This window comes from Streptomyces hypolithicus (genome assembly GCF_052934925.1).
Window position 1 is genome coordinate 3,599,959 of record NZ_CM128811.1, and the last position, 24,947, is coordinate 3,624,905.

Annotated in this window: 20 protein-coding genes and 3 pseudogenes; 17 read left to right on the forward strand and 6 right to left on the reverse strand. The window is 71.8% G+C overall.

Going from position 1 to position 24,947, the window contains the following annotated elements; translation table 11 throughout:
• Nucleotides 1-79: 79 nt before the first annotated feature.
• From rsmA to ACU6WZ_RS17085, 6 genes are all read left to right on the forward strand, one after another.
• Entirely contained in the window at nucleotides 80-976 is an 897-nt protein-coding gene (rsmA, locus tag ACU6WZ_RS17060) for a 16S rRNA (adenine(1518)-N(6)/adenine(1519)-N(6))-dimethyltransferase RsmA (RefSeq protein WP_447034090.1), read from the forward strand.
• Entirely contained in the window at nucleotides 973-1,881 is a 909-nt protein-coding gene (locus ACU6WZ_RS17065; RefSeq protein WP_447028907.1) for a 4-(cytidine 5'-diphospho)-2-C-methyl-D-erythritol kinase, read from the forward strand. The genes rsmA and ACU6WZ_RS17065 overlap by 4 nt, the downstream gene beginning before the upstream one ends.
• A gap of 111 nt (nucleotides 1,882-1,992) precedes the next feature.
• A complete protein-coding gene (locus ACU6WZ_RS17070; protein WP_447028908.1) occupies nucleotides 1,993-3,792 on the forward strand; it encodes an ABC-F family ATP-binding cassette domain-containing protein in 1,800 nt (599 codons plus the stop codon).
• A 239-nt stretch (nucleotides 3,793-4,031) separates the two neighbouring features.
• Entirely contained in the window at nucleotides 4,032-5,876 is a 1,845-nt protein-coding gene (locus ACU6WZ_RS17075) for an outer membrane protein assembly factor BamB family protein (RefSeq protein WP_447028909.1), read from the forward strand.
• An 82-nt stretch (nucleotides 5,877-5,958) separates the two neighbouring features.
• On the forward strand, nucleotides 5,959-7,752 hold the full coding sequence (locus tag ACU6WZ_RS17080; RefSeq protein WP_447028910.1) for an outer membrane protein assembly factor BamB family protein: 1,794 nt from the start codon (nucleotides 5,959-5,961) through the stop codon (nucleotides 7,750-7,752).
• A 264-nt stretch (nucleotides 7,753-8,016) separates the two neighbouring features.
• A complete protein-coding gene (locus tag ACU6WZ_RS17085) occupies nucleotides 8,017-8,742 on the forward strand; it encodes a response regulator transcription factor (protein ID WP_447028911.1) in 726 nt (241 codons plus the stop codon).
• Here ACU6WZ_RS17085 and ACU6WZ_RS17090 read toward each other — a convergent pair.
• Nucleotides 8,727-8,981 (reverse strand): annotated as a pseudogene (locus ACU6WZ_RS17090) (hypothetical protein); the annotation flags it as partial. The gene ACU6WZ_RS17085 and the pseudogene ACU6WZ_RS17090 overlap by 16 nt on opposite strands.
• Before the next feature lie 213 nt (nucleotides 8,982-9,194).
• Between ACU6WZ_RS17090 and galT the strand changes: the two are divergent.
• The 4 genes from galT (at nucleotide 9,195) to ACU6WZ_RS17110 (ending at nucleotide 13,646) form a co-directional block, all read left to right on the forward strand.
• Entirely contained in the window at nucleotides 9,195-10,253 is a 1,059-nt protein-coding gene (galT, locus tag ACU6WZ_RS17095) for a galactose-1-phosphate uridylyltransferase (RefSeq protein WP_447028912.1), read from the forward strand.
• Nucleotides 10,250-11,218, forward strand: a complete 969-nt coding sequence (galE, locus tag ACU6WZ_RS17100; RefSeq protein ID WP_447028913.1) for a UDP-glucose 4-epimerase GalE — start codon at nucleotides 10,250-10,252, stop codon at nucleotides 11,216-11,218. The genes galT and galE overlap by 4 nt, the downstream gene beginning before the upstream one ends.
• Nucleotides 11,215-12,360, forward strand: coding sequence for a galactokinase (galK, locus tag ACU6WZ_RS17105; RefSeq protein WP_447028914.1), 1,146 nt, complete (start codon nucleotides 11,215-11,217; stop codon nucleotides 12,358-12,360). Before galE ends, galK begins: the two co-directional genes overlap by 4 nt.
• A gap of 464 nt (nucleotides 12,361-12,824) precedes the next feature.
• Entirely contained in the window at nucleotides 12,825-13,646 is an 822-nt protein-coding gene (locus ACU6WZ_RS17110; protein ID WP_447028915.1) for a LuxR C-terminal-related transcriptional regulator, read from the forward strand.
• 84 nt (nucleotides 13,647-13,730) lie between these two features.
• Here the strand turns inward: ACU6WZ_RS17110 and tamR are convergent, their stop codons facing one another.
• Complete coding sequence (gene tamR, locus ACU6WZ_RS17115) at nucleotides 13,731-14,228, reverse strand: MarR family transcriptional regulator TamR (RefSeq protein ID WP_447028916.1); 498 nt, start codon at nucleotides 14,226-14,228, stop codon at nucleotides 13,731-13,733.
• Nucleotides 14,229-14,331: 103 nt separating this feature from the next.
• On the opposite strand from tamR, the pseudogene ACU6WZ_RS17120 reads away from it, so the two are divergent.
• From ACU6WZ_RS17120 to ACU6WZ_RS17145, 6 genes and pseudogenes are all read left to right on the forward strand, one after another.
• Nucleotides 14,332-15,114, forward strand: a pseudogene (locus ACU6WZ_RS17120) (trans-aconitate 2-methyltransferase); the annotation flags it as partial.
• Nucleotides 15,115-15,640: 526 nt separating this feature from the next.
• Nucleotides 15,641-15,826, forward strand: a complete 186-nt coding sequence (locus ACU6WZ_RS17125) for a hypothetical protein (RefSeq protein ID WP_447028917.1) — start codon at nucleotides 15,641-15,643, stop codon at nucleotides 15,824-15,826.
• A 10-nt stretch (nucleotides 15,827-15,836) separates the two neighbouring features.
• On the forward strand, nucleotides 15,837-16,544 hold the full coding sequence (locus tag ACU6WZ_RS17130; protein WP_447028918.1) for a hypothetical protein: 708 nt from the start codon (nucleotides 15,837-15,839) through the stop codon (nucleotides 16,542-16,544).
• Nucleotides 16,541-17,527, forward strand: coding sequence for a DUF6895 family protein (locus ACU6WZ_RS17135; RefSeq protein WP_447028919.1), 987 nt, complete (start codon nucleotides 16,541-16,543; stop codon nucleotides 17,525-17,527). Before ACU6WZ_RS17130 ends, ACU6WZ_RS17135 begins: the two co-directional genes overlap by 4 nt.
• A pseudogene (locus tag ACU6WZ_RS17140) lies at nucleotides 17,524-18,473 on the forward strand (DUF6895 family protein). Before ACU6WZ_RS17135 ends, ACU6WZ_RS17140 begins: the two are co-directional and overlap by 4 nt.
• Complete coding sequence (locus ACU6WZ_RS17145) at nucleotides 18,470-19,525, forward strand: serine hydrolase domain-containing protein (RefSeq protein WP_447028920.1); 1,056 nt, start codon at nucleotides 18,470-18,472, stop codon at nucleotides 19,523-19,525. The pseudogene ACU6WZ_RS17140 and the gene ACU6WZ_RS17145 overlap by 4 nt, the downstream one beginning before the upstream one ends.
• 45 nt (nucleotides 19,526-19,570) lie before the next feature.
• Here the strand turns inward: ACU6WZ_RS17145 and ACU6WZ_RS17150 are convergent, their stop codons facing one another.
• From ACU6WZ_RS17150 to ACU6WZ_RS17165, 4 genes are all read right to left on the reverse strand, one after another.
• Nucleotides 19,571-19,831 carry a hypothetical protein gene (locus ACU6WZ_RS17150; protein ID WP_447028921.1) on the reverse strand — a complete coding sequence of 87 codons (261 nt, stop codon included), beginning with the start codon at nucleotides 19,829-19,831 and terminating at the stop codon, nucleotides 19,571-19,573.
• A complete protein-coding gene (locus tag ACU6WZ_RS17155; RefSeq protein WP_447028922.1) occupies nucleotides 19,828-20,175 on the reverse strand; it encodes a hypothetical protein in 348 nt (115 codons plus the stop codon). The genes ACU6WZ_RS17150 and ACU6WZ_RS17155 overlap by 4 nt, the downstream gene beginning before the upstream one ends.
• Nucleotides 20,176-20,314: 139 nt before the next feature.
• The gene (locus ACU6WZ_RS17160) at nucleotides 20,315-21,004 is read right to left on the reverse strand and encodes a TetR family transcriptional regulator (RefSeq protein ID WP_447028923.1); all 690 of its coding nucleotides are present in this window, start codon (nucleotides 21,002-21,004) and stop codon (nucleotides 20,315-20,317) included.
• Complete coding sequence (locus ACU6WZ_RS17165) at nucleotides 21,001-21,987, reverse strand: acyl-CoA desaturase (RefSeq protein ID WP_447028924.1); 987 nt, start codon at nucleotides 21,985-21,987, stop codon at nucleotides 21,001-21,003. Before ACU6WZ_RS17165 ends, ACU6WZ_RS17160 begins: the two co-directional genes overlap by 4 nt.
• A 198-nt stretch (nucleotides 21,988-22,185) precedes the next feature.
• On the opposite strand from ACU6WZ_RS17165, the gene ppc reads away from it, so the two are divergent.
• The gene (gene ppc / locus ACU6WZ_RS17170) at nucleotides 22,186-24,915 is read left to right on the forward strand and encodes a phosphoenolpyruvate carboxylase (RefSeq protein WP_447028925.1); all 2,730 of its coding nucleotides are present in this window, start codon (nucleotides 22,186-22,188) and stop codon (nucleotides 24,913-24,915) included.
• Nucleotides 24,916-24,947 lie beyond the last annotated feature (32 nt).

Sequence of the window (24,947 nt, forward strand, 5' to 3'; positions counted from 1 at the left end):
GGGTCGAAGGGCCCTTTACGCTTGAGCGGTGAGCACCACTGAGCCTTCCGATCCCCAGCCCGGCGCCGAGCCCGGCCCCGTGCCGGCGTCCGACTCGGCGCCGACGCCCTCCGCGCCGGCGTCCGACTCCCTCCTCGGCCCCGCCGACATCCGGGAACTGGCGGCGGCGCTCGGCGTACGCCCGACCAAGCAGCGCGGTCAGAACTTCGTCATCGACGCGAACACGGTCCGCCGCATCGTACGGACGGCCGGTGTGCGGCCCGACGACGTGGTCGTCGAGGTCGGCCCCGGACTCGGCTCACTGACCCTCGCGCTCCTGGAGGCCGCCGACAGCGTGGTCGCCGTCGAGATCGACGACGTACTCGCGGCCGCCCTGCCCGCGACGATCACCGCGCGGATGCCGGCCCGGGCGGACCGTTTCTCCCTCGTCCACCGCGACGCGATGCAGGTCACCGAGCTGCCGGGGCCGCCGCCGACCGCGCTGGTCGCGAACCTTCCGTACAACGTCGCGGTCCCCGTGCTGCTCACCATGCTGGAGCGTTTCCCGAGCATCGAGCGCACCCTCGTCATGGTCCAGGCGGAGGTCGCCGACCGGCTCGCCGCCCGCCCCGGCAACAAGGTGTACGGCGTCCCGTCCGTGAAGGCCGGCTGGTACGCCGAGGTCAAGCGCGCCGGGTCGATCGGCCGGAACGTCTTCTGGCCCGCACCGAACGTCGACTCCGGTCTCGTCTCCCTGGTGCGCCGCACCGAACCGCTGAAGACCACGGCCACCAAGGCGGAGGTCTTCGCCGTGGTCGACGCGGCGTTCGCACAGCGCCGCAAGACGCTGCGGGCGGCCCTGTCCGGCTGGGCCGGATCGGCGCCGGCCGCGGAGGCGGCGCTGGTGGCGGCAGGGGTTTCGCCGCAGGCGCGGGGCGAGGCGCTGACGGTGGAGGAGTTCGCACGTATCGCGGAGCACAAGGGGGCCGGGGCGTGACGCCGAACCCGATCACCGTCAGCGTCCCCGCGAAGGTCAACGTCCAGCTGGCGGTGGGCGCGGCGCGCCCTGACGGCTTCCACGACCTCGCCAACGTCTTCCTGGCGGTCGGGCTGTACGACGAGGTCACCGTCACCCCGTCCGACTCCCTGCGCATCACCTGCTCGGGCCCCGACGCCGGCCAGGTCCCCCTCGACGGGTCGAACCTGGCGGCCCGGGCGGCGAGCGCACTGGCCGAACGCCACGGCCTGACACCCGACGTGCACATCCACATCGCCAAGGACATCCCCGTCGCGGGCGGCATGGCGGGCGGCAGCGCGGACGGCGCGGGCGCGCTGCTGGCGTGCGACGCCCTGTGGGGTACGGACACCCCGCTCCCCGAACTCCTCGGCATCTGCGCCGAGCTGGGCAGCGACGTGCCGTTCAGCCTGGTGGGCGGGGCGGCGCTCGGCATGGGCCGGGGCGAGAATCTGACGCCGCTGACGGTGGGCGGCGAGTTCCACTGGGTGTTCGCGGTGGCGGACGGGGGGCTGTCGACGCCGGCGGTGTACGCCGAGTTCGACCGCCTCGCCGCCGGCACCGTGGTCCCGGCCCCGGCGGCGTCCCCGGCCCTCCTCGACGCCCTGCGCACGGGCGACGCGACGGCGCTGGCGGGCGCCCTCGTGAACGACCTCCAGCCCGCGGCCCTGTCCCTGCGCCCGTCCCTGGCGGCCACCCTGACGGCGGGCACTGAGGCGGGGGCGCTGGCCGGCCTGGTCTCCGGCTCCGGCCCCACGACGGCGTTCCTGACGAAGGATGCGGAGTCGGCGCGGGAGGTGGCGGCGGTCCTGACGGCGTCCGGCACGTGCCGGACCGCGCGGGTGGCCGGGTCCCCGGCGCGGGGAGCGACCGTACGGGTGCGCTGACCCCCGGCTGCGCCCCGGCCCCGGCCGGTCCCCAGCCACCGGGGTCGGGTGGCGCGCGGCGGGCGACTACGCTGGAGCGTCTACCCCTTCCCGTCCCTGGAGCGCGCAGCAATGGCCGTCAACCTCGTCAACGTCGAGGCCGTCAGCAAGGTCTACGGCACCCGTGCCCTGCTCGACGGCGTGTCCCTCGGCGTATCGGAGGGCGACCGGATCGGTGTCGTCGGCCGCAACGGAGACGGCAAGACGACCCTGATCCGCATGCTCGCGAAGCTGGAGGACGCCGACTCCGGCCGTATCACGCACAGTGGCGGCCTGCGGCAGGGCGTGCTCACGCAGCACGATTCGCTGGACCCCACCGCGACCGTACGCCACGAGATCATCGGCGACATGGCCGACCACGAGTGGGCCGGCAACGCCAAGATCCGTGACGTACTGACCGGGCTCTTCGGCGGGCTCGGGCTGCCCGGCTTCGAGCACGGGCTGGACACCGTGATCGGCCCACTCTCCGGTGGCGAGCGGCGTCGCATCGCGCTCGCGCAGCTGCTCATCGCCGAGCAGGACCTGCTCGTCCTCGACGAGCCGACCAACCACCTCGACGTCGAAGGCATCGCCTGGCTCGCCAAGCACCTCCGGGCGCGCCGCTCCGCGCTCGTCTGCGTCACCCACGACCGGTGGTTCCTGGACCAGGTCTGCACCCGGATGTGGGACGTGCAGCGCGGTTCGGTGCACGAGTACGAGGGCGGGTACAGCGACTACGTCTTCGCCCGCGCCGAGCGCGACCGCATCGCGTCCACCGAGGAGTCCAAGCGGCAGAACCTGATGCGCAAGGAGCTGGCCTGGCTGCGGCGCGGCGCCCCCGCCCGTACGTCCAAGCCGCGCTACCGCATCGAGGCGGCCAACGAGCTGATCGCCGATGTGCCGCCGCCGCGCGACACCTCCGAGCTGATGAAGTTCGCCAACGCCCGGCTCGGCAGGACCGTCTTCGACATGGAGGACGTGACGGTCCAGGCCGGTCCCAAGGTGCTGCTCACGCACCTCACCTGGCACCTCGGCCCCGGCGACCGCGTCGGACTCGTCGGCGTCAACGGCGCCGGCAAGACCTCGCTGCTCCGCGCCCTGGAGGAGGCCGCCCGCACCCAGGGCGACACCCAGCCCGCCGCGGGCAAGGTCGTCGTCGGTAAGACGGTCAAGCTCGCGTACCTCTCGCAGGAGGTCGGTGAGCTGGACCCGAAGCTGCGGGTTCTGGAGGCCGTTCAGCGCGTACGGGACCGGGTGGACCTCGGCAAGGGCCGCGAGATGACGGCCGGACAGCTGTGCGAGCAGTTCGGCTTCACCAAGGAGAAGCAGTGGACGCCGGTCGGTGACCTGTCCGGCGGCGAGCGGCGGCGGCTGCAGATCCTGCGCCTGCTGATGGACGAGCCGAACGTGTTGTTCCTCGACGAGCCGACCAACGACCTCGACATCGAGACGCTGACGCAGCTGGAGGACCTGCTCGACGGCTGGCCCGGATCGATGATCGTCATCTCCCACGACCGGTTCTTCATCGAGCGGACGACCGACAAGGTGTACGCGCTGCTCGGCGACCGGACGCTGCGCAACCTGCCACGTGGCCTCGACGAGTACCTGGAGCGCAGGCAGCAGATGATCGAGGCCGCGGCCCCGGCGCCCGCGCCCAGCGCCCCGGTCAAGAAGAAGGCGTCCGGCGACGCCCGCGCCGCGCAGAAGGAAATGCAGAAGATCGAGCGTCAGCTCGGCAAGCTCTCCGACAACGAGACCCGACTGCACGCCCAAATCGCGGAAAACGCAACCGACTTCGAGAAGGTCGCTCTGCTCGACGCCGAATTGCGGGAACTCGTGGTCGCGCGCGACGAGCTGGAAATGCGCTGGATGGAACTCGCGGAGGACGCGTGATCATTGCGCCGACGAGTGGGACGCGCGCATAACGAGGGCGTCACAAGCCGGTCCTCCCTTGGGAACAGGGACGGACCGGGACCTCGCCTGAGAGGCGACGGGTGGTACAAAGAAGTCCCGCTCGACTGACGTATATCTGCGGGACTCAAGCCCGATTCACTCCATTCCGGAGGTATTTGCACCGCCGGAATCGCGGGGGAGGCCGAACGGGCGGCGGTCTCGCGACGAGGTAAGCGCCGATGTCTCAGCCGCCCAACCAGCCGCCGCAGGGCGGCTTCGGAGCCCCCCAGGACCCCCGGCAACCCCAGCCGCCCAAACCGCAGCAGCCCCAGCCACCCGCCCAGCCGCCGCAGATGCCCCCGGCGCCGCCCGGCCCGCCCACGCCGCCGGGGTCCCACCCGCCCCAGCAGCCTCCGGCGCAGCCTGGTTACGGCTACCCCCAGGCGCCGCCGCAGCCCGGCTACGGATACCCCGGCCAGCCCGGCCAGCCCGGCCAGCCCGGACCGTACGGCCAGCAGCCCGGCTACGGATACCCGGGCCAGCCCGGCCAGCCTGGCCAGGGGAGCCCGTACGGCCAGCAGCCCGGTCCCTACGGCGGCCACCCCGGCGCCCCCGCCCCCGGCGGTAGCGGCGGAGGGCCCTTCAAGGGCAAGCCCGCGGTGATCATCGGCGCGGCCCTCGCCGCGCTGCTCGTCGTGGGCGGCGGTGTCTACCTCGCCGTGAGCGGCGGTGACGACGACCCCAAGAAGCCCGTCGCGAACCCCAGCCCGGGCCAGGACGGGAAGCCGACCGGCCTGCCGTCCGACAGTTCCGGCAACGAACCGGCCCCCGGCCGCGACGCCGGTGACGACCTCAACGGGGCCCGTGAGAAGGGGGATTCGAGGGTCGCCTGGCTGGTGAAGAACGACGTCGACCTGCCGCGCAACGGCTCCAGCGTCTACGGCCCGTGGTTCACCGACGGCCTCATCGTCAAGGCGATGTACAAGAAGGTCTCGGCCTACAACACCGCGGACGGCAAGGAGAAGTGGAGCCTTCCGCTCTCCACCGAGGTCTGCTCCGCGGCCGGCAAGCCCGCCGACGACGGCAAGTTCGTCATCGGGGTCAAGGACGGCACCACCGACAAGGCCAAGTGCAGCCGGCTCCAGATGATCGACCTCAAGACCGGCAAGGCCGGCTGGAAGGCTGAGGTCAAGAAGGAGAACACCTTCGACTTCCTGACCGACATCACGCTGGCCATCAGCGGCGACACCGTCACCGCCGGCCGCACCGGCCACTCCACCGCCTTCAGCATGAAGGACGGCAAGCAGCTGTGGGGCAAGCTCGACGGCAACTGCCAGCCGTACGCCTTCACCAGCGGCGCCAAGCTCATCTCGGCGGCGGCGTGCAGCACCGGTGGGGCCTCCAAGGTCCGCCAGCAGATCCAGGGGCACGACCCCGCCACCGGCAAGGTCAAGTGGGCGTACCCGCTGGCCGAGGGCTGGGAGGTCGACAAGGTCTACTCCGTCTCGCCGCTCGTGGTGTCCGCGAAGCACCGTGAGAAGAAGACCTGGGGCGTGATGGCGCTGACCGACAGCGGCAAGCTGCGCGCGGAGATCGACGGCGGCAAGGACAAGTTCCAGCCCCGCTGCGGTGGGGCGTTCATCGTCTTCGGCAAGAACCTCGAAGGCTGCACCGGCGTCGCCGCCGACGAGAACACCTTCTACATGGCCACGGCCGACAAGACGAGCGGCCTGAAGCGCACCAACGAGGTCGTCGCCTTCAACCTTGACACCGGCAAGCCGAAGTGGCGTACGGCGGCCGAGGAGGGCACCATCACCCCGATCGGGATGGAGGGCGGCGAGGTCCTGGTGCACACCCCGGCCTCGTACGAACAGGGAAGCCGGCTCGCCACCATCGCGCCGTCGGGCGGCAAGCCGAAGACGCTGCTCCAGAACTCGACGGCGGCCGGTGAGATCGAGCGCGACTTCTTCAACGCCACGGTCGCGTACGAGGGCGGTCAGCTCTACCTCGTCAACGACCGCATCAGCGCCGCCAACGACGAGGAGGAGAAGGAGAAGGCGGCCATCATGGCCTTCGCCAAGTGACGGTGGCGACCGAGACCGACCGGTCTGAGTTCAGGGCCTGCTCCGACGTCTTCGACTCCCCTTCTCCCGAGGTACGCACTCCATGACACAGCCACCGTCCCAGCCGCCCAACGAGCCGCCGCCCGCCGACCAGCCAGGCGGCTACGGCTACCCGCTGGCGCCCCCGACCCCGCCCGCCCCGCAGCAGCCCGGTTACGGCTACCCGGGCCGGCCGCCGGGGCCGCCGGGAGCCCCGCAGACGCCGCCGGTCCCGCCCCCGGCGCAGCCCGGCTACGGCTACCCGGCGCACCCCGGCCAGCCCGGTCCGTACGGCCAGCCCGGTTCGTACGGCCAGCAGCAAGCGCCGTACGGCCAGCAGCCCCCGTACGGCGGGCCCCAGCAGCCCTACCCCTACGGGCAGGGCATGCCCCCGCAGGGTTCGCAGGGACCTGGCGGCAACAACGCCAAGAAGATGAACACCACGACGGTGATCGTCATCGCCGCCGTCGTCGCGGTCGCTCTGATCGTCGCCGGCGGCGTGTGGGCCGTGTCAGGTGACGGCGGCACGGATGATCGCACCGAGGGCTCCTCCGCCGGCTCGACCGGAGGCGGAGGCGGCGGCGACGAGAAGCCCGCTCCCGACGGCGCCGGCAAGGAAAAGCCGGCCGATGGCGAGGCCAAGTCGCTGTTCCAGCTGCCCGCTCCGAAGGTCTCCGGGAGCGTGGCCAGCGTCAAGGGCTCCTGGATCACCGACAAGGCGTACGTCAAGAGCGGCATTTCCGAGATCGTCGCCCACGACTTCGACGGCGGCGATGAGCTCTGGAAGATCGCGCTGCCCGGTGAGGTCTGCGCGGCCTCCCGTCACGTCACGAAGGACAACAAGACCGCGATCGCCTTCGCGGGGCCGATGCCGGCGGGCAAGGAGTACGCGCCCTGCACCGAGGTCGGGGTGATCGACCTCTCCGCGGGCAAGCTGCTCTGGCAGAAGTCGGTCAAGGAGGGCGACGACAAGATCACCTTCCAGGAGATCACGATCGGCGGAGACGCGGTCGGGGCCGGCGGTTTCAGCGGCGGCGCGGCCTTCGACGTCGAGACCGGGAAGATCCGCTGGCAGCCGGACACCAACACCGAGCAGTGCCGCGACGTCGGTTACGCCGGTGGCGAGGCGCTCGCCACGGTACGCAGCTGCGGTTCCGCCAGCAGCCCCCAGCTGTCCATCGAGTACCTGAACCCGAAGGACGGCACCCCGCTCGCGAAGTACCGGATGCCGAGCGGCGTGGACCGGGCGAGCATCGTCTCCACCAAGCCGCTGGTGGCCGCCGCCGATGTCGGCGACACCGCCGGTGACGGCAGTGGCGTCACCGACTTCTTCTCGATCGACGAGAAGACCGGCAAGCTCAAGGCCAGGATCGCGGTGGACGCCGACAAGTACGAGCCGAGGTGCCGCGACACCGAGGGCTGCTCGAAGGTCGTCGTCGGCAACGGCAGGATCTACGTGCCGACCGAGGAGCACGAAGGCAGCGGCGGAAGCATGCGGACCAACGAGATCGTCTCCTTCGACCTCGCGACGGGCAAGCTCACCTCGGACCGCGCCGACGCCGGTGACCGCTACACGGTGCACCCGCTGCGCATGGACGGCGGCGACATCATCGCGTACAAGTGGCCGCCGTACGACAAGGGCGCTCAGGTCGTCAGCATCAACGGCAGCTCCATGAAGCAGACCGTGCTGCTGGAGCTGGCGGCGACGCGCTCGCTGAACGACGCTTCGACCAGCTTCTCGCGGGACGGCACCGAGTACCGGTACGCCGGTGGCCGCCTGTTCATGGGCGCAGAGCTGATGAGCAACTCGACCGGGAGCTACAAGCGTTACCTGGCGATCGGCTACGGCGCCGGCTGACCGGCTGCTCGGCCGCGCTGAAACGGCTCCGGCAGTGGACCCGATCCACTGCCGGAGCCGTTGCCATGCCACAGCCGTTCCCATGCCATAGCCGGACCGTTCCCATGCCACAGCCGACCGGCAAGTAGTCCTGAAACGCGAGGAATTCGGCAATCCGGGGGGCTTCTGCCCGCTAAGGGGCGCGCAACCTCGAACAAGCGTGTAGCTTGCCGGGTCAGGACGGCCGGGGGGCCAGCTCAGGGGCACGGGTATGGGGGTTTCGCTATGGGCGTGCGGCTCATGGTGGTCGACGACCACCGCTTGCTCGCCGAGGCGCTCGCCTCGGCACTCAAACTGCGCGGCCACCGCGTGCTCGCGGCTGCCGCGCCGACCTCGGGGGCGGCGGAACTGGTCGTCGCCAGGGCGCCCGAGGTGTGCCTGTTCGGTACGGCGACGCCCGCCCGGCCAGGGGTGTTCGACCCGATCGCGCACGTCAAGCGGGAGCGTCCGCAGGTGGCGGTGCTGGTGCTCGGCCCGGTGCCGAGCCCGCGCGGCATCGCAGCGGCCTTCGCCGCCGGGGCGTCGGGGTACGTACGCCACGACGAGCGCATCGAGGGCGTCGAGCGGGCCATCGTGCAGGCCCGTGCGGGGGAGGCCGCGGTGGCGCCGCAGATGTTGCAGGGCGCCTTCGAGGAGCTGCTGAACCCGGCGGCGCAGCCCGACGACGAGGGGCGGCGGCTGCTGGAGTTGCTCACGCCGCGCGAGGTCGAGGTGCTGATGCGGGTCGCGGACGGCGAGGACACCCGGGTGATCGCGGCGGGCATGGACATCGCGCCGAGCACCGCGCGTACGCACGTTCAGCGCGTCCTGATGAAGCTGGGCGTCGGCTCCCGCCTGGAAGCGGCGGCGCTCGCCGCGCGCACGGGCCTGCTGGACCGGGCGGCACTGGGTACGCGGCCAGCGGGTACGCGGTCACTGGATACGCGGACGGGGCCGGACCCACTGGCGTGACGTCCGGCCCCGTGCGGGGGGGCCCTGCTAATACGTGGGCTCGGCCGGCAAAGCGGCATCCGGCGCAGCTTCAGCCAGATCAAGAAGAGGCCGAGGGCCGGCATGGCCAGGCCCGTCCACAGGTTGATGTTGATGTCCTGGGCCTTCTTCATGTCCGCCTCGGACACGGTGATTCCGGCGGGGGTGACGATCACGCCGTACACGACGAACAGGCCGCCGACGATGCGCCGGATGTCGAATTATCTGTTTGATTGTGATGCGGGGGGTGGGAGGCCACCGCGGTAGAGGCGAGGTCGGCGCGCGCCTCGGCGCGTGCTCGGCGCAGGCCCGGCGCACGCCCGGCTGCGTGGTCGGGTGCGTGGCCGACTACGTGCGGAGGTGTTGACGCTTGTGTTTGCTCATGGTTGTTTATGTTTACTTGTGTTTGGTGGGTGTGACTGAGGAGCCTGCGTGTGAAGAAGACATCGACCCGGCTCGCCGACGGTCGTGAGCTGCTCTACTACGACGCCCGCGACGACGCCGTGCGCGACGCCGTCGACCCGCGGCCCCTCGACCCCATCGCCACCACCTCGCAGGTCCGCCACGACCCGCTGCTCGGCGACGACGTGGCCGTCGCCTCGCACCGCCAGGGCCGCACCTACCACCCGCCGGCCGACGAATGCCCGCTCTGCCCGTCCCGCGACGGCCGGCACAGTGAGATCCCGGCCGCCGAGTACGACGTGGCCGTCTTCGAGAACCGCTTCCCCTCGCTGGCCGGGGACACCGGACGCTGCGAAGTCGTCTGCTTCACCTCCGATCACGACGCGTCCTTCGCCGACCTCACCGAGGAGCAGGCCGGCCTGGTCCTGGAGGCCTGGACCGACAGGACGGCGGAGCTCGCCGCGCTGCCGCAGGTGCGTCAGGTGTTCTGTTTCGAGAACCGGGGCGCCGAGATCGGCGTCACCCTCGGCCACCCGCACGGGCAGATCTACGGCTACCCCTTCGTCACCCCGCGCACGGACCTGATGCTGCGCTCGACGGCCGACCATCTGGCGAAGACCGGGCGCAACCTCTTCGACGACGTCGTCGCACGCGAGCGCTCCGAGGGCACCCGGGTGGTCCTGGAGGCCGAGCACTGGGTGGCCTTCGTGCCGTACGCCGCACACTGGCCGTACGAGGTGCACCTCTACCCCAAGCGCCGGGTGCGGGACCTGCGCGGGCTCGACGACGCGGCTCGCGCGGAGTTCCCGGCCCTCTACCTGGAGCTGCTGCGCCGCTTCGACAAGATCTTCGGGCCGGGTGAGCCGCCGACCCCCTACATCTCGGCCTGGCACCAGGCGCCGTTCGCCGAAATCGGAGCTATGGGCGATCCAGGTGAAGATTTCGCCCTTCACCTCGAGCTTTTCACCATCCGCCGCACTTCCGGCAAGCTGAAGTTCCTCGCGGGTTCCGAATCCGGCATGAATGTGTTCATCAACGATGTGCCGCCGGAGGCCGCGGCAGCACGACTGCGAGAGGTAGCGAACAAGTGAAGCAAAAGTTCCTGGTCACGGGCGGTGCGGGGTACGTCGGCAGTGTGGTCGCCGCCCATCTGCTGGAGGCCGGTCACCGCGTGACCGTCCTCGACGACCTCTCCACCGGATTCCGTGAGGGCGTCCCGGCCGGCGCCGAGTTCATCGAGGGCCGCATCCAGGACGCCGCCGAATGGCTGGACTCCTCGTACGACGGCGTTCTGCACTTCGCCGCGTTCTCGCAGGTCGGCGAGTCCGTGGTGGACCCGGAGAAGTACTGGACGAACAACGTCGGCGGCACGATGGCGATGCTCGCCGCGATGCGCGACGCCGGGGTGCGCACCCTCGTGTTCTCCTCGACGGCGGCGACCTACGGCGAGCCCGTCGTCACACCCATCACCGAGGCCGCGGCCACCGCGCCGACCAACCCGTACGGCGCGTCCAAGCTCGCCGTGGACCACATGATCAGCGGCGAGTGCGCCGCCCACGGCCTCGCCGCGGTCTCGCTGCGCTACTTCAACGTCGCCGGTGCGTACGGCACGTACGGCGAGCGGCACGACCCGGAGACGCACCTCATCCCGCTCGTCCTCCAGGTCGCGCAGGGCCGCCGCGATTCGATCTCGGTGTACGGCGACGACTACCCGACCCCGGACGGCACCTGCGTACGCGACTACATCCACGTGGCCGACCTCGCCGAGGCGCACCTGCTCGCGGCGGACGCGGCCACGCCCGGCGAACACCTGATCTGCAACCTCGGCAACGGCAACGGCTTCTCGGTCCGCGAGGTCGTGGAGACCGTACGCAAGGTCACCGGCCACCCCGTCCCCGAGACCGCCGCACCCCGCCGGGCCGGCGACCCGGCGATCCTCGTCGCCTCCGCCGACGCGGCGCGCGAGAAGCTGGGCTGGAAGCCGTCCCGCGCGGACCTCGCGGGGATCGTCGCGGACGCGTGGGCGTTCGCCCAGAGAGGGGCCACCGGACGATGACCGACATAGCGCGGGCGTTCACCGAGCTGTACGGCGCCGAGCCGGACGGCGTCTGGGCGGCCCCCGGCAGGGTCAACCTGATCGGTGAGTACACCGACTTCAACGACGGCTTCGTGATGCCGCTCGCGCTGCCGCACACCGCGGTCGCGGCGGTGGGGCGCCGGAACGACGGCGTACTGCGGCTGCACTCCGCCGACATGGACGGCGGCGTCGTACAGCTGCGCGCCGACGAGCTGACGCCGCTGGCCGGCGGCGGCTGGGCGGCATACCCGGCGGGTGTGGTGTGGGCGCTGCGGGAGGCGGGCCACGCCGTCACGGGCGCGGACATCCACCTGACGTCGACGGTGCCGACGGGCGCGGGCCTCTCCTCGTCGGCCGCCCTCGAAGTGGTGACGGCGCTGGCCCTGAACGACCTGTTCGGGCTCGGGCTGAGCGACGCGGACCTCGCGGTTGTCGCGCAGCGGGCGGAGAACGCGTTCGTCGGCGTGCCGTGCGGGATCATGGATCAGACGGCGTCGGCCTGCTGCACCGAGGGGCACGCGCTGCACCTGGACACCCGGGATCTGACACGCCGCCAGGTCCCGTTCGATCTGGCCGCGCACAGGCTCGTACTGCTGGTGGTCGACACCCGCGTCAAGCACGCGCTGGGCGACGGGGCGTACGCGGAACGCCGCGAGGGCTGCGAGGCGGGGGCGCGCGCCCTGGGCGTGACGACGCTGCGGGACGTGCCGTACGCCGGGCTGGGGGCGGCGCTGGCGTCACTGCCGCAGGAGCGGGTGCGGCGCTATGTGCGGCACGTCGTGACGGAGAACGAGCGCGTCGAGCAGGTGATCGCCCACCTGGACGCGGGCACCGTGAGCGAGGTGGGTCCGGTCCTGACGGAGGGTCATTTCTCGCTGCGCGACGACCTGCGGGTGTCCTGCGACGAACTCGACCTGGTCGTCGAATCGGCCAACGCGGCCGGGGCGCTTGGGGCGCGGATGACGGGTGGAGGTTTCGGAGGCTCGGCGGTGGTCCTGATGGAGGCGTCGCTGTTGGGCACGGTCACGCAGGCGCTGGTGAAGGCGTTCGCTGCCGCCGGCCTGACGGCGCCGCGCGTCTTCCCGGCGGTTCCGTCCCGGGGAGCGCATCGCCTGTCATAACCCCGGGGGCTGCCCGATGCCGTCCCGCGAGGCGACACCGCCGTCTGACGCACCGCCCGTTACCCCTCCGGGGCTCCGCCCCGGACCCCGGTCCTCGATCGCCGGACGGGCTGATTTTGGATCCCGGTCCTCAATCGCCGGACGGGCTGATTTTCCCCGGAGAGCGTCCGGGGGGAAGTGGGGGCGGCGCCATCAGTTCTGTGAATAACCTTCCGCTCCCCGCCGCCGCCCGTACGCTGAAGCAGAGCGCCGGTGGGGGCCGGTGCTTGATCAGGGGGCGATGCGGTCGGGTGCGTCGTCCGGGCAAGGGGCTGGGCAGCGAGCGGAACCCGGGACACGGCGGCGGCCGTGCGTCCCGATCGCGCGGCGACCCCGCCGCTCCGGGCGCCGTACCCGCTACGACCCGCCTCCCCGGGGGTCCGGGGCGAGGCCGCCCCGGACTACGCAGCAGCATGGGGGTGTCAGTGGTCCGCATCCGGGTCCTGGTGGTGGACGATCACCGCATCTTCGCCGAGTCGCTCGCCGCGGCGCTCGCGGCCGAGCCCGACGTGGACGTGTCCGCGGCCGGCAGCGGACCGGCGGCGCTGCGCTGCCTGGAGCGGGCGGCGGCGGAGGACCGCAGCTTCGACGTCATGCTGGTCGACGCCGACCTCGGCACCACGGCGGTGGCGGCCCGCACCGTCCCCCTGTCCGAGCCGGGCCAGGAGGGGTTGGTGGACGGCATCTCCCTGGTGGCGGGGGTGCGCACCGGCCAACTGGCCGTCCGAACGGTCGTGCTCGCCGAGAAGGACGACCCGCGCCGCGCCGCGCTCGCCCTGCAGGCCGGGGCGTCCGGCTGGGTCGCCAAGGACTGCTCGCTGCAACGCCTGCTGGCCGTGATCCGGGGCGTACTGCGCGACGAGACGCACCTGCCGCCGGCGCTCCTGACCGGCGTACTGCGCGAGCTGACCGCGGCCCGCAAGCACCGCACCGACAGTGAGCGGCTGGTCGAGTCGCTCACCCCGCGCGAGCGCGAGGTGCTGCGGTGCATGGTGGCTGGGCTGGGCCGCAAGGCGGTGGCCGAGCGGCTGTTCCTCTCGCCGCACACTGTCCGCACGCACATGCAGAACGTCCTGGGAAAGCTCGGCGTGCACTCCACCCTGGCCGCGGTCGCGCTCGCGCGCCGGGCGGGGGTCGGCCCCGCCGACCTGGACCACGGACCGGCCCTTGGGCCTGTCCGGCGGATCATCGCCGGGGTCGCGGCGTCTGGCACGGCGCCTCGCGGCGTTGCCGAAACACCCGAATAGCTCCGCTATCAGGGCGCTCCGGCGCCTTGCGATGCACCGCACCAGACGCCGCGACCTACCCGACCCTGATCCACCGGACACCCCCTAGCCGGGGATGTTGTCGAACGGGGCAGTCAACTGGCGTAGCAGCGCGGCCAGTTCCCCGCGCTGCATGCGCGAGAGCTCGGCGAGGATCGCCCGCTCCTGTGCGAGCAGCCCGGCGAGCGCCTGGTCGGCGCGGTCCCGGCCCTCGGGGGTGAGCCGCACGAGCACGCCGCGCCGGTCGCTCGGGTCGGGCAGTCGCTCGACGAGGCCCTTCTTGGCGAGCCGGTCGATCCGGTTGGTCATGGTGCCCGAGGTGACCAGGGTCTGGGTCAGCAGCTGACCGGGCGAGAGCTGATACGGGTCGCCGGCGCGCCGCAGCGACGTCAGTACGTCGAACTCCCACGGCTCCAGCTGATGCTCGGAGAACGCGATGCGACGGGCGCGGTCGAGGTGCCGGGCCAGCCTTGAGACGCGGCTGAGCACCTCGAGTGGTTCCACGTCGAGGTCGGGGCGCTCACGGCGCCATGCTGCGACCAGTCGGTCGACCTCGTCCTCCATGGCGGCCAGTGTAGTTGGTCTGTCGACATGAAGTCTCTTGGTGTCAAGTACCTCGATATTGAGACTCTTGACATCGAGGTACGCGGCCCGTGAAGCTGCTGCCATGAGCGTACGACCGACCTGGGACCCGAGTCAGTACCTCCGTCACGCCGGCCACCGCGCCCGGCCCTTCATCGACCTACTGGCCCGCGTCGACGCCGAACCGGCCCGCATCGCCGACCTCGGCTGCGGCGCCGGCAACGTCACCGCCCTGCTGGCCGACCGCTGGCCCAGCGCGAGGATCACGGGGTACGACAGCTCCCCACAGATGCTGGAGCGGGCGCAGCGGTTCGCGAGCCCGCTCATGGACTTCGCCGAGGCCGACGCGTCGACGTGGGCGCCGGACCCGCACACGTACGACCTCATCGTCTCGAACGCGCTGCTCCACTGGGTCCCGGACCACGAGGACCGCTTCCCGTACCTGCTGGACGCCCTCACTCCCAGCGGCACCTTCGCCTTCCAGGTGCCGGGCAACTTCAGCGCCCCCAGCCACACGATCCTGGCCGCGCTCCGCGACTCCGCGCGCTGGCGGGGGCTCCTGCGCGGGGTGGGCGACCGAACAGCGGCCGTCCTGGCCCCGGAGGCGTACCTCCACCACCTCGTCGCGCTGGGCTGCGAGACCGACGTCTGGGAGACGACGTACCTCCAGATCCTCCACGGTGAGGACCCCGTCCTGGACTGGGTCAAGGGCACGGCACTGCGCCCGGTGCTGACCGCTCTCGCCGACGATGAGGAGGCGAGCGGAGCCTTCGTCGCGGAGTACGCCGCCGCGCTGCGGGAGGCGTACCCGGCGGGGCCGCACGGCACGGTGTTCCCGTTCCGCAGGATCTTCGCCGTCGCCCGCAAACCGGGGGGCGCTGCCGGGGAGCCGGGGCGGCTGACGCCGACCGCGATCGATCACGTCCAGCTCGCGGCCCCGCCAGGCTCGGAGTCCGCCCTGCGCGCGTTCTACGCGGACGTGCTCGGCCTGGCGGAAGTCCCGAAGCCCCCGGCGTTGGCGGCCCGCGGCGGCTGCTGGTTCGGGGCGGGCCAGGTCCGGCTCCATCTGGGCATCGAGGACAACTTCCGCCCCGCACGCAAAGCCCATCCCGGTCTGCGCGTGACCGGTATCGCCGCGTACGCCGCCCGTCTGGAGGCGCGCGGCGTCCCCGTCACCTGGGACGACAACCTGCCGGGCCGCGCGTGCTTCTATGCCGACGACCCGGTCGGCAACCGCCTGGAATTCCTGGAACCGGTGGGGCACGGTGCCTGACGTGCGATCAGGTGACGAGCTGTTGTGTCGTCAAGCAACAACCGATGGGCGTTTTTTCCGTTTGCACCCAATTGGGGCCCGTGTGACGCTGGTTATCCGGCCGTTATAAGGAGATGGTTCCATGATTACGGACCGCACTTCCCCGGTCGGGGCGGCCGCCCTGGCCGCCGACGTCGAGGGAATGCTGGACTCCCCGGAGCCCGAAGGCGTTTTCCGCGACACCCGCGAGTGCGCGGGCGCGCTGCTTCTTGCCGCGCTCCTGCTGATCTCGCCGCCGATGCCCCGTCCCAAGACGGTCACCCGCTAAGGGGCCCGCGTTGGCTGAACAGGTGCACGCATCGGTCCCGCTCAAGGCGGTTGTCGCCGATGCCGCAGCCGGTGTCGCCCTTGCCCTGCGGGGCGAGGGCGATCCTTATGTGCTCTCCCGGGTTCTGCGGCAGGACGACGCCCTGGCACTCGCCGCGATCCGCGTCCTGGGCGCGGACGCACTCGCCCCTTACGCGCTGGATCACCGCGCGGCGCCCGGTGGCGCCGAAGACGAGGCGGTGGTACGGGCGGCGCTTGCCGCCTACCCGCCCGGCGCCGACGCCTCGGACGTGTCGCTGTGGAGTTACCGCGGCCTGGTCGAGGCCTCGCACGCCTACCTGCCGGGCTCGGCGGGCGCGAGCCACTGGCCCCGCCCACCGCAGGCCGGTGCGGCCTGGGTGAACGCCGACCCCTGGCCCGCGCTGTCCCACCGGGTGTCCCAGCTCGCCGCGCTCGCCCTCCCCGGCCTCGCGCCGGAGCTGGCCGAAGGACTGGCCACGCGCACCGACGACCTGGCCCGCGGATTCGTCCGGGCGGTACGCCGCCGGGACTGGCTGCAGGCCGCCGGCCTCGGCCGCTGGCTGGCCAGGCTCCCCGACGTGCCGCCGACTCTGGGGCTCGACGCCGGGCTGGCGTTCGTACGGCAGATGAGCGACGGCGACGCCCGGGTCGCCGTACACGTCACGGCTGCCCGGCAGTTCTACGGGCGGGGCCGGTGACCGGCGCCGGGGACGACGCCTGCGCGCTGCTGGACCGGGTGGTCGCGGACAGCCTGGGGTGGCTCGACAGGGCCCGCCCGCGGTTCCGGTTGCCCGCGGACGTGGCCACGGACGCCGACCCCAACCTGACGCTCAAGCCCCTGGGTGAACTGGCCGAACTCACCCTCGTGATCAGCGCGTTGCACCCCCGTCCGGACATCCGGGCCGTGGCGGAGGGCCTGTTCGCCTTCGCGTGGAGCGAGACCCGTGACGGGGCGCTGTTCGCCGAGCTGATCCGCGGCGAGCCGCATGCGACGTATCCGGTGGAGATCTACGGGGTCTTCGCGCAGGCCGGGCTGCGCAGCACCGAGGTGGAGGAACTGCTGCCCGCCACGACGGGGCTGCGCGGCTGGCGGGTGGCCCGCGAGGACCACACCCGCACGCTCGGTCTGCTCAACGCGGAGCGGCGCATCGGCCTGCCCCAGCACGCCGACCCGGACGCGGTGCTGGAGCTGACCGGACTGGGGCTCGTACGGGAGCCCTGGGCGCTCGACCGCAAGGCGGCGTACGGAGTGACCCACGACGTCTTCCACCGCACCGACTGGGGGCGCGCGCGTGACCGACTGCCCGCGTCGTTCGCAGGCTACCTGCGGCTCTGGCTCCCCGCCTGGCTGGAGAACTGGCTCGACGAGCAACTGTGGGACCTGGCAGGCGAGTTGCTGGCGGTGACCGCCTGCCTTCCCTCCGCCCCGTACGACCCGGTCGCCTGGCAGCGGCTGGCCGGCGCACAGGCGGCCGACGGGAGCGTGCCCGAGACGGGCGGCCCACCGCCGCCGGGTGACGCCTCCGGGGCCTTCCGGGCCTGCTGCCACTCCACCCTGGTCACCGCCTTCGCCGCCACCCTGGCCCGCCGGGCCCTGGACGAGAGCGAGCGCGCGGCCGACGCGCAGGCCGCCGGCGCCGGGTGGCGGGCCGCCCCCTGCGAAAGCGAGGCCGTCACATGAGATCCGTACCCGCGTACGCCCCCGCCCCCGCTGCTCCCGCGCTGCTGCACGCCGTCGGCGACCGGGCCCTGACCTGGCTCGACGATCACCGGGAGTACTTCCGGCTGACCGACGAGGACCGGGCCACCGGCGCTGCCCTCGTCGAACGGATCAAGCCCATCGGGGAGTTGGCGATCAACATGCGGGTGCTGTTCCGGGAGGGCGTGGCCGGCTCACGCCAGCACGCCCGCGCCGGACGGCTGCTGGACTTCGCCTGGCGGGAACTCCTCGACGGCGGCAACGTACTGGCCGCCCTCCAGCACGACGAACCGTTCTCCCCGGTGCCGCTGGAGGTGTACGCGCCCTTTCACGAGCTGGGCCACCGCCACCCCGGCCTGGAGTCGGCCGTCGACGCCGCCCGCCACACCCTGAGCTGGACGACGCTGGAGATGGCGCCTAACCGCAGGCTCGGCGTCCTCAACGCCGAACGCAAAATGGGCCTGGCCCCCAGCGACGACTTCGACCGGGCCCTGAGCCGCACCTGGCTGGGCAGTCCGGGCACGCCGGGGGAACCATGGACGGTGCAGTACCACATCGCGTACGACCTCACCCACACCGTCTTTCACCTCACGAACTGGGGCGAGGCACCGGAGCGCTCCCCCCGCACATCGCCTCCTACCTCACGCTGTACCTGCCCGCCTGGATGGAGGACTGGGCCGGCCTCGAACACTGGGACCTGCTCGGCGAACTCCTCGTCGTCGACGCGTGCCTGCCCCGCCCCACGCTCGACGCCCAGATGTGGGAGTCCTACGCCGCCGCGCAGCACGACAGCGGCGCGATGCCCGTCCGTGGCGCGATGCCCGACGGCGACGCCGCCGACGTCTTCGACCTCGTCCACCACCCCACCCTGGTCGCCGCGTTCGCCTCCGCGATGGCCACCTCACGCTCCCTGTCCGCCGCCCGATGAGCACCCTCGCGCCTGCCCCCGCGCGCACCCCCGCCCTGGCGGACGCTCTCGTGCTCGCGCTCGCCGCCATCGACGCGCCCGACGCCGTGCTCGCGGTCACCCGCCGGGGACAGCGCACCCTCGTCAGCGGCGGCACCGCCCCCACGCCCACCGCCGTGCCACGCGAGGCGCTGCGCTACGAACTCGGCTCCCTCAGCAAGACGTTCACCGTCCTGCTGCTCGCCGCCCTGGCCAGATCCGGCGCCCTGTCGCCCGACGACCCGCTGACCGCCCACCTGCCGCCCCTGGCCCTGCGCCACCGCGCCGCGCACCACATCACGCTGCGCCACCTGGCCACCCACACCGCGGGCCTGCCCCGCATCCCAGGCGACCTCGTCGCCGGCGCCCTGCTCCACCCGAACATCAACGGCTACGCCCAGTACGACACCGAGCGCCTGCTGCGCACCTTCGCCCGCATCCGCCCCCGCCACCACCCCGGCATCCGCTGGCACTACTCGAACTTCGGCCTCGCCCTGCTGGGCCCCGCACTCGCCCGCGCCGGGGGAGCCGACTACCCCACGCTCCTCACCCGCCACGTGCTGCGCCCCCTCGGGCTGACCGCTACCACCACGGTCCCCGGCGACGCCGCCGCCGCGGCCGGGCACCGCACGAACGGCACGACGCCCGTCCCCGCCACCGACATGGGCGCCTTCGCCGCGGCCGGCGCCGTACGCTCCACCCCCGGCGACCTGCTCACGTACCTCGAAGCGCTGCTCGCCCCCGAGCGCACACCCCTGAGCCTGCCGCTGCGCGACGTGCAGGTCCCGCAGCTGCGGCGCGGGCTGCGCCACCAGCACACCCACACCCTGACCTGGTACCACCACCCGGCGCCTGGCGGGCCGCTGCTCTTCCACGCCGGGGCGACCTTCGGTCAGCAGGCGTTCCTCGGCTTCCACCCGGCGTCCGGGACAGGCATCGTGGCCGCCGCCACCCGCCGTGGCCGCACCTGCGGCCTGGTGCCCGCCGCCTACGACCTGCTGTACGCCCTCGCGGGCGACCCCACGGCGGCCTGAACCGGCCCGGCAGAGCCGGCGGCTGGACTGTGCGTGCCCCTGGCTTCAGCCGTACCAGGTGACGTTGCAAACGTAGACACATTCGTGGCGGGGCACGGCGAGGAAGCTGATGAAGCCGCGCCCTCCCATCAGATCGAACTCTCTGAGCCCGCCCTCCCGGTCGATGGGCCTGCCGACTTTCACCGCGTCGTGCCCGAGCACAGCGAGTTCTGTGGCGAGCCGCTCGATCTCCGCCACAACACCGGGCGGCAGCCCGTCGGTGATGTACTCCGCGCTGGGGTTGTAGTCCCAGGTCCAGTTCGTCACAGGCCTGCTTCTGACTCCGCGGCTTTTCGGATCCGTCGAATCTCGGTGATCGCCTCAGCGGGGTCTTGTTCGCCCGCGTCCACGGTCATCTCCAGCTCGCGCAGCCGAGCTGCGCGCGCAGGGTGCCGTTCGATCGAGACGAACACGGCCCAGGAGTGGACGAAGGCCCGCAGCGGGGCGAGACTCTGCGTCTGCTGTGCGTTCGTCGTCGCCTCGAACAGGTGCTGGGTGAGCGCCGGAATCCGACTGGGCGCGATGCGGGCGACCGCGGCCCGCAGCGAGTCGGGCGTGAGCTCGGGCATAGGGATCAGGGGCCCGTACGGGCCGTCGGGCTGCGCGCTCACGGGGACCTCCGGTGCAGGCGGTTCGGCTCCAGTACCGTACCGGCCAGGGACGTCGGTGCGATATCCGAACGTCACGGGTCCGAACGTCACGGGGAGGTCCGCGTCCGGGACGGCCCCGGCGGCCTGAGCCGGGGGCCCGTCAGTTCTTGCGGTGGCCTATCAGGCGCGGCTTGGCCTCCAGGTTCTCCAGGCCGTGCCAGCACAGGTTGACGAGGTGCGCCGCCACCTCCGCCTTCTTCGGCTTGCGTACGTCCAGCCACCACTGGCCCGTCAGCGCGACCATGCCCACGAGGGCCTGGGCGTACAGCGGAGCCAGCTTCGGGTCGAAGCCGCGGGCCTTGAACTCCAGGCCCAGGATGTCCTCCACCTGCCTGGCGATGTCGCTGATGAGGGACGCGAAGCTGCCCGTCGACTGGGCCACGGGGGAGTCCCTGACCAGGATCCGGAAGCCGTCCGTGTACCTCTCGATGTAGTCCAGGAGAGCGAAGGCGGCCTGTTCGAGCAGCTCACGGGGGTGGCCCGCCGTCAGCGCGCTGTTCACCATGTCCAGCAGCCGGCGCATCTCGCGGTCGACCACCACGGCGTACAGGCCCTCCTTGCCGCCGAAGTGCTCGTACACGACCGGCTTGGACACACCGGCCTTCGCGGCGATCTCCTCGACGGACGTGCCCTCGAACCCCTTCTCAGCGAAGAGGGTGCGGCCGATGTCCAGCAGCTGTTCGCGGCGTTCCTTGCCGGTCATGCGGACGCGGCGGGCGCGCCGGCTCGGAGTGGGCCTGCTCTTCTCGTTGTTCGTACTGCTGCCGTCGATCGCCACATCACCCATCATGCCGCTTCGGAGGGCGCACTCTTGCGTCGGGAGTCGATACGGTCCGCGCTCGGCCACCGCACGTCGTACGCCCAGCCTGCCTGTTCGAACCACCGGATCAGCCGGGCACTGGAGTCGATCTGGCCCCTCATCACACCGTGCCGCGCCGACGTGGGGTCGGCGTGGTGCAGGTTGTGCCACGACTCGCCGCACGAGAGGATCGCGAGCCACCAGACGTTGCCCGACTTGTCGCGGGACTTGAAGGGCCGCTTGCCCACCGCGTGGCAGATCGAGTTGATCGACCAGGTGACGTGGTGCAGGAGGGCCACCCGGACCAGCGAGCCCCAGAAGAACGCCGTGAACGCGCCCCACCACGACATCGTGACCAGGCCGCCGACCAGCGGCGGAATGGCCAGGGACAGGATCGTCCAGTACACGAAGTCGCGCGAGACGCGGCGGAGCGCCGGGTCCTTGATCAGGTCCGGGGCGTACTTCTCCTGCGACGTCTGCTCCTCGTCGAACATCCATGCGATGTGCGCCCACCACAGGCCCTTCATCAGGGCCGGCAGGGTCTCGCCGAAGCGCCACGGTGAGTGGGGGTCACCCTCGGCGTCCGAGAACTTGTGGTGCTTGCGGTGATCCGCCACCCAGCGCACCAGGGGACCCTCCACGGCCATCGAGCCCATGACCGCCAGGGCGATCCGCAGCGGGCGCTTGGCCTTGAAGGAGCCGTGCGTGAAATAGCGGTGGAAGCCGATCGTGATGCCGTGGCATCCGAGGTAGTACATGAAGACCATCAGGCCCAGATCGAGCCAGCTGACCCCCCAGCCCCAGGCCAGCGGCACGGCCGCCAGCAGGGCCAGGAAAGGCACGGTGATGAAGAGGAGGAGCGCGAGCTGCTCGATGGTGCGCTTGGACTCCCCGCCGCGCGTGGCGAGAGGGGCCGCTGAGTCGGTCGCGGAGCGAGGGGCGTCGTCTTCGAGCACGTCGGGGCTCGGGTGCATGAGGGTCCCCAGGGGGTGAGGGTGCGTGAAGCCTTGGCTACGGTTGCGTAACCTACGGCATCGTAAGTATGTCAGCGCTTCGCCCGGCGGCAAGAGGCCGCGGGGAGAGGGTTCGACCGCGCCGCCTATCCTGGTGTCGTCGGACAGCGTGGTCCACAAACCTCCAGACGTGCTCAAACACTGCAAGGAGCCGCACCTGTGAGCAGTGCCGACCAGAACTCCAACGCCAGCACGGAGCTACGTGCCGACATCCGCCGCCTCGGCGACCTGCTGGGCGAGACGCTCGTACGGCAGGAAGGGCCCGAACTCCTCGAACTTGTCGAGCGAGTGCGTGCTCTGACCCGCTCCGACGGCGAGGCCGCCGCCGAACTGCTCGGCGACACCGACCTGGAGACCGCCGCCCGGCTGGTGCGCGCCTTCTCCACGTACTTCCATCTTGCCAACGTCACCGAGCAGGTGCATCGCGGCCGCGAAATGCGCGCCAGGCGCGCGGAAGAGGGCGGGCTCCTGGCCCGTACGGCCGACCGGCTGAAGGACGCCGACCCCGACCACCTGCGCGACACTGTCAAGAACCTCAACGTCAGGCCCGTTTTCACGGCCCACCCGACCGAGGCCGCGCGCCGGTCCGTACTGAACAAGCTCCGCCGCGTCGCGGAACTGCTGGAGACCCCGGTCATCGCCTCCGACCGGCGCCGCCACGACCTCCGTCTGGCCGAGTCCATCGACCTCATCTGGCAGACGGACGAGCTGCGCGTCGTACGCCCGGAGCCCACCGACGAGGCCCGCAACGCCATCTACTACCTCGACGAACTGCACGCGGGCGCGGTCGGCGACGTCCTGGAGGACCTGGCGGCCGAACTGGCGCGGGTGGGCATCGAGCTCCCGCCCGGCACCCGCCCCCTGACCTTCGGCACCTGGATCGGCGGCGACCGCGACGGCAACCCGAACGTGACGCCCGCCGTCACCTGGGACGTCCTGATCCTGCAGCACGAGCACGGCATCACCGACGCGCTGGAACTCGTCGACCAGCTGCGCGGGCAGCTCTCGAACTCCATCCGGTACACCGGCGCCACCGAAGAGCTGCTGACCTCCCTCCAGGCCGACCTGGAACGTCTCCCCGACATCAGCCCGCGCTACAAGCGGCTGAACGCGGAGGAGCCGTACCGCCTCAAGGCCACCTGCATCCGGCAGAAGCTCGTCAACACCCGCGAGCGCCTCGCCCGAGGCACCGCGCACCGTCCCGGCTGCGACTACCTCGGCACCGGCCAGCTCATCGCCGACCTCGCGATCATCCAGACCTCCCTGCGCGAGCACCGCGGCGGCCTCTTCGCCGACGGCCGCATGGACCGTACGATCCGCACGCTGGCGGCGTTCGGACTCCAGCTCGCCACCATGGACGTACGCGAGCACGCCGACGCGCACCACCACGCGCTGGGGCAGCTCTTCGACCGGCTCGGCGAGGAGTCCTGGCGCTACGCCGACATGCCGAGGGACTACCGGCAGAAGCTCCTCGCCAAGGAGCTGCGCTCACGCCGGCCGCTCGCCCCCACCCCGGCCCCGTTGGACGCCGCCGGGCAGAAGACTCTCGGCGTGTTCACGACCGTGCGCGAGGCGCTGGAGCGGTTCGGGCCCGAGGTCATCGAGTCGTACATCATCTCCATGTGCCAGGGCGCCGACGACGTGTTCGCCGCGGCCGTACTGGCCCGCGAGGCGGGGCTTGTCGACCTGCACGCCGGCTGGGCGAAGATCGGCATCGTGCCGCTGCTGGAGACCACCGACGAGCTGCGCGCCGCCGACGTCATCCTCGACGAGATGCTGGCCGATCCGTCGTACCGGCGCCTGGTCTCGCTCCGCGGCGACGTGCAGGAAGTCATGCTCGGCTACTCCGACTCGTCGAAGTTCGGCGGCATCACCACCAGCCAGTGGGAGATCCACCGGGCGCAGCGCCGCCTGCGCGACGTCGCACACCGCTACGGCGTACGCCTGCGGCTCTTCCACGGCCGCGGCGGCACCGTCGGCCGCGGCGGCGGCCCCTCGCACGACGCGATCCTCGCCCAGCCGTGGGGGACGCTCGAAGGCGAGATCAAGGTGACAGAACAGGGCGAGGTCATCTCCGACAAGTACCTCGTGCCGTCCCTGGCCAGGGAGAACCTGGAGCTGACGGTCGCCGCGACCCTGCAGGCGTCCGCCCTGCACACCGCGCCCCGCCAGTCCGACGAGGCGCTGGCCGGCTGGGACGCGGCGATGGACACCGTGTCCGAGGCCGCCCACACGGCGTACCGCCGGCTGGTGGAGGACCCGGACCTGCCGGCGTACTTCTTCGCCGCGACCCCCGTGGACCAGCTCGCCGACCTGCACCTCGGCTCGCGGCCCTCGCGCCGCCCCGACAGCGGGGCGGGCCTGGACGGCCTGCGCGCCATCCCGTGGGTCTTCGGCTGGACGCAGTCCCGGCAGATCGTGCCGGGCTGGTACGGCGTCGGGTCCGGCCTGAAGGCGCTGCGCGAGGCGGGTCCGGACAGCGTCCTGAACGAGATGCACGAGCGCTGGCACTTCTTCCGCAACTTCCTGTCCAACGTCGAGATGACGCTCGCGAAGACGGACCTGCGGATCGCCGGGCACTACGTCGACACGCTCGTCCCCGACGAGCTGAAGCACGTCTTCGAGATGATCCGCGCGGAGCACGAGCTGACGGTGGCGGAGGTGCTGCGGATCACCGGCGGTGAGCAGCTGCTGGGGTCCAACCCGGTGCTCCAGCAGACCTTCGCGATCCGCGACGCCTACCTGGACCCGATCTCCTACCTCCAGGTCTCCCTGCTGGCCCGCCAGCGGGCGGCGGCGGAGCGCGGCGAGGAGGCGGATCCGCTGCTGGCGCGGGCACTGCTGCTCACGGTCAACGGCGTGGCGGCGGGCCTGCGGAACACGGGCTGACGGGCACCGGCCTCCGAACGCCGGACGGGTTC

What these genes read in the sequence shown, in the direction of transcription:
- ACU6WZ_RS17075 (WP_447028909.1), top strand. Translation starts at nt 4,032, where the DNA reads ATGTCTCAGCCGCCCAACCAGCCGCCGCAGGGCGGCTTCGGAGCCCCC.
- ACU6WZ_RS17080 (WP_447028910.1), top strand. Translation starts at nt 5,959, where the DNA reads ATGACACAGCCACCGTCCCAGCCGCCCAACGAGCCGCCGCCCGCCGAC.
- ACU6WZ_RS17125 (WP_447028917.1), top strand. Translation starts at nt 15,641, where the DNA reads ATGATTACGGACCGCACTTCCCCGGTCGGGGCGGCCGCCCTGGCCGCC.
- ACU6WZ_RS17145 (WP_447028920.1), top strand. Translation starts at nt 18,470, where the DNA reads ATGAGCACCCTCGCGCCTGCCCCCGCGCGCACCCCCGCCCTGGCGGAC.
- tamR (WP_447028916.1), bottom strand. Translation starts at nt 14,228, where the DNA reads ATGGAGGACGAGGTCGACCGACTGGTCGCAGCATGGCGCCGTGAGCGC.
- ACU6WZ_RS17165 (WP_447028924.1), bottom strand. Translation starts at nt 21,987, where the DNA reads ATGCACCCGAGCCCCGACGTGCTCGAAGACGACGCCCCTCGCTCCGCG.
- galK (WP_447028914.1), top strand. Translation starts at nt 11,215, where the DNA reads ATGACCGACATAGCGCGGGCGTTCACCGAGCTGTACGGCGCCGAGCCG.
- ACU6WZ_RS17160 (WP_447028923.1), bottom strand. Translation starts at nt 21,004, where the DNA reads ATGATGGGTGATGTGGCGATCGACGGCAGCAGTACGAACAACGAGAAG.
- ACU6WZ_RS17070 (WP_447028908.1), top strand. Translation starts at nt 1,993, where the DNA reads ATGGCCGTCAACCTCGTCAACGTCGAGGCCGTCAGCAAGGTCTACGGC.
- ACU6WZ_RS17085 (WP_447028911.1), top strand. Translation starts at nt 8,017, where the DNA reads ATGGGCGTGCGGCTCATGGTGGTCGACGACCACCGCTTGCTCGCCGAG.